Raw genomic sequence first — 2,755 nt, 5'->3', positions numbered from 1 at the left:
CCGTCTTGCAGGCGGCGCCAAGGACACAGGAGGCGGCGAAGAGGGCCAGTCGCTTCAATGCGTTCTCCAGCACGGACAAGGGGTGAGAATCCGGCGCGCATCAACCCCTGATGCACGGGGGCATTCCAGCTTCAACTCATGCGCGTGTGACAGGGGCGCCGTCCGCTGTCCACCATTGAAGCAATGGCGTTGCCTCCCGAAACGACCGCGCCCCACGAAACGCCCCTTCCGTGAAGAAGGGCCGCTCCGGGGGCGCGCGCAGGACTCCGGGTGAAGCGCGGAGGAGCGTCAGTCTTCCTTGCCGAGGATGCCGTCCTTGAGGCCGCTGTCCACGGGGTCCTTGCCCAGCCACACGGAGAAGAGCGCGTCCGCGAAGTCCTTGCCCTCCACGTCGATGGACTGGCCGCCCGTCACCTGCACGGTGGTGCCCTTGCCGGGGACGTAGGTGAGGTTGAGCTCCTGGCCCTCCTTCACCTCCGCGGGGATGGCGGCCTTGAAGGCGTCCAGGCGCGCCTGGAGCTTGGGCATGTTCGCGCCCGCGCTCTTCTTGAAGCCGTTCTCGATGGCCTCGGTGATCTGCTCCTTCTTGAGGTCGCGCTTCATGAACATGCGCACGCGCTTCACTTCATCCGCGTTGAGCAGCGCGGTGGCGTCCTGCGTGGGGTTCTCCACGTAGAGGCCCAGCGTGTAGACCTTGAAGATGGCCTTCTTGCGCAGGCCCACGCCGTTGAGCTTCAGCTCCTTGCCAGCCACGGTGGCGGTTTCCGGGTACTTCACACCCGCGATGTCCTTGGCCATGACGGGCGCGGCGAGGGTCAGCGACAGCAGCACGGCAGTCAGCGTCTTCTTCATGGTGAAAACCTCCGGGTCGGTTTCTGCGCGATGTTGGACGCAAACCTAGCCATGCGTCTTCACGAAAGGATCCATGAAGGACACTTGCGTCTTGACGTGCTGCGGCGAAACCGCTCGGAAGACAACAGGTTCTTCAGTGAATACGGGCTGGAGGAGCCAGCACCAGGCCGTCCTTCGCGAAGCGCACCACCTCCGCGTGGAGGTCCGCGGCGGACATGCCGGTGGCCTGGACGACGGCCTCTTCTGACAGGCCCTCCACGGCCATCTTCAGCACCAGCAGCGCGGGCGGAGTGGCCGCCATGAAGAAGGTCACCAGCCGCTCCGGATGGCGCCAGAGCAGCGCCAGCTCCTCGCCTTCCACCGGCGCTGCTTCCGCGCCCCGGGCCCGCACGAACGCGCAGAGCTGGTAGGGCTGCTCCAGCACCGTGAGCGTGGGGTTGGGCGTCAGGCGCTCCACCGCTTCCGGGATGTCCTCCTCGGAGGCGAACACCGCGAAGTCCGTCCACTCGAAGCGCGCGAGCGCGGGCAGGAACGGCGGCAGTCCCTTCGCGGCGGCGGAGTCCGAGACGAAGGGCGCGAAGCCCTCGCCCAGGCGGTTGAGCTCGTAGTGCCGCGCGGGCCGCGTGCGGGTGTAGCCCTCCACCAGCGCGTCCCACGCGTCCGGCGTCACCGCCTTGCGCGTCAGCGGGAAGAGCTTCTCCAGCGTGGAGCGCACGTGGCCGCGCACGAACTGGCCGTAGAGCGCCATGCGCTCCGGATCCACGTCCCAGCCCGGGTGCGACGCGGACAGCTTCAACAGACCTTCCGCGCCGGGTGGCCCCGCGAGGTACGCGTCCATGCTGTCGAAGAAGTGCCTCAGCGACGGCTTCATCGCGAACCCTCCGCGAGCACGGCGCGCGCCTGGTCCGCCTCGTCCATCACGGCGTCCAGGGAGGGGATGGCCTGGTCCCACTCAATCAGCGTGGACACCGGGCCGGTGCGATCCAGCGTGTAGCGGTACAGCGCCCACACGTCGTCGCAGACGCGGTCGCCGTGCGTGTCGATGAGGACCGTCTCGCGCACATCATGGCCGGCCAGATGCACTTGCACCACGCGCTCCAGGGGCAGCGCGTCCACGAAGGCGCGCGGGTCGTAGCCGTGGTTCCTCGCGTTGACCCAGACGTTGTTCACGTCCAGGAGCAGACCGCAGTCCGCGGCCTCCACCACCTGGCGCAGGAAGTCCGCCTCCTTCAGCGTGCCGCCCGGCATGGCCGCGTAGTAGCTGGGGTTCTCCAGGAGGAAGGGGCGCTCCACGCGCGCCATGACTTCGCGCACGCGCGGCACCACGTGCTCCACCGCGGCCTCCGTGAAGGGCAGCGGCAGCAGGTCGTGCAGGTGCACGCCGCCCAACCGCGAGTAGCACAGGTGGTCGGAGAAGAACGGCGCGTCCAGCCGCTTCACCAGCGCGGCCAGTCGGGTGACGTAGTCGTCATCCAGCGCGTCCGGCCCGCCGATGTTGAGGCCCACGCCGTGCGGCAGCAGCGTCCAGCGCTCGCGGCACGCGTCCAGGGCGCGTTGGGAGCGGCCGCCCAGCGTGAGGAAGTTCTCCGGGATGATCTCCACCCAGTCCAGCGCGCGAGGCGTGCGCGGCAGCGCTTCGTAGAAGTCGCGGCGCAACCCGATGCCCGCCCCCAACGGCTTCAATCCATGGCGGTCTGCATAGCGGGGGGACGGCATGCGGCGCTCCTCCTTGGAGCTTGCGGGGTGGAAACAACACGGGCGGCAGGAAGGACTCTTCCCGCCGCCCGCGAGCCTGGGAGGAGACCTGTCACGCAGGCCCTCCCGAAGGGATGACTACTTCTTGCCGCTGCAGGAGCCAGCGCCGCAGGAGCCGGCGCCACAGGAGCCCTCGGCGCCCTTCTCC

At 68.5% G+C, this 2,755-nt stretch carries 3 protein-coding genes; all 3 read right to left on the bottom strand.

Annotation, left to right across the window (positions count from 1 at the left end; all coding sequences use genetic code 11):
- Window positions 1–288: 288 nt before the first annotated feature.
- Entirely contained in the window at window positions 289–852 is a 564-nt protein-coding gene (locus tag D7Y11_RS42200; protein ID WP_120580710.1) for a chalcone isomerase family protein, read from the bottom strand.
- 133 nt (window positions 853–985) lie between these two features.
- Window positions 986–1,723 carry a DUF2063 domain-containing protein gene (locus tag D7Y11_RS42195; RefSeq protein ID WP_126936483.1) on the bottom strand — a complete coding sequence of 246 codons (738 nt, stop codon included), beginning with the start codon at window positions 1,721–1,723 and terminating at the stop codon, window positions 986–988.
- Window positions 1,720–2,568: a DUF692 domain-containing protein gene (locus tag D7Y11_RS42190; RefSeq protein WP_126936482.1), complete on the bottom strand. Its 849-nt coding sequence runs from the start codon at window positions 2,566–2,568 to the stop codon at window positions 1,720–1,722. The genes D7Y11_RS42195 and D7Y11_RS42190 overlap by 4 nt, the downstream gene beginning before the upstream one ends.
- Between the last annotated feature and the right edge of the window lie 187 nt (window positions 2,569–2,755).

Source organism: Corallococcus sp. AB018 (assembly GCF_003986945.1).
Taxonomy (GTDB): domain Bacteria; phylum Myxococcota; class Myxococcia; order Myxococcales; family Myxococcaceae; genus Corallococcus; species Corallococcus exiguus.
The sequence above is the reverse complement of the archived record's forward strand: the minus strand, read 5'-3'. Positions and strand labels throughout refer to the sequence as shown.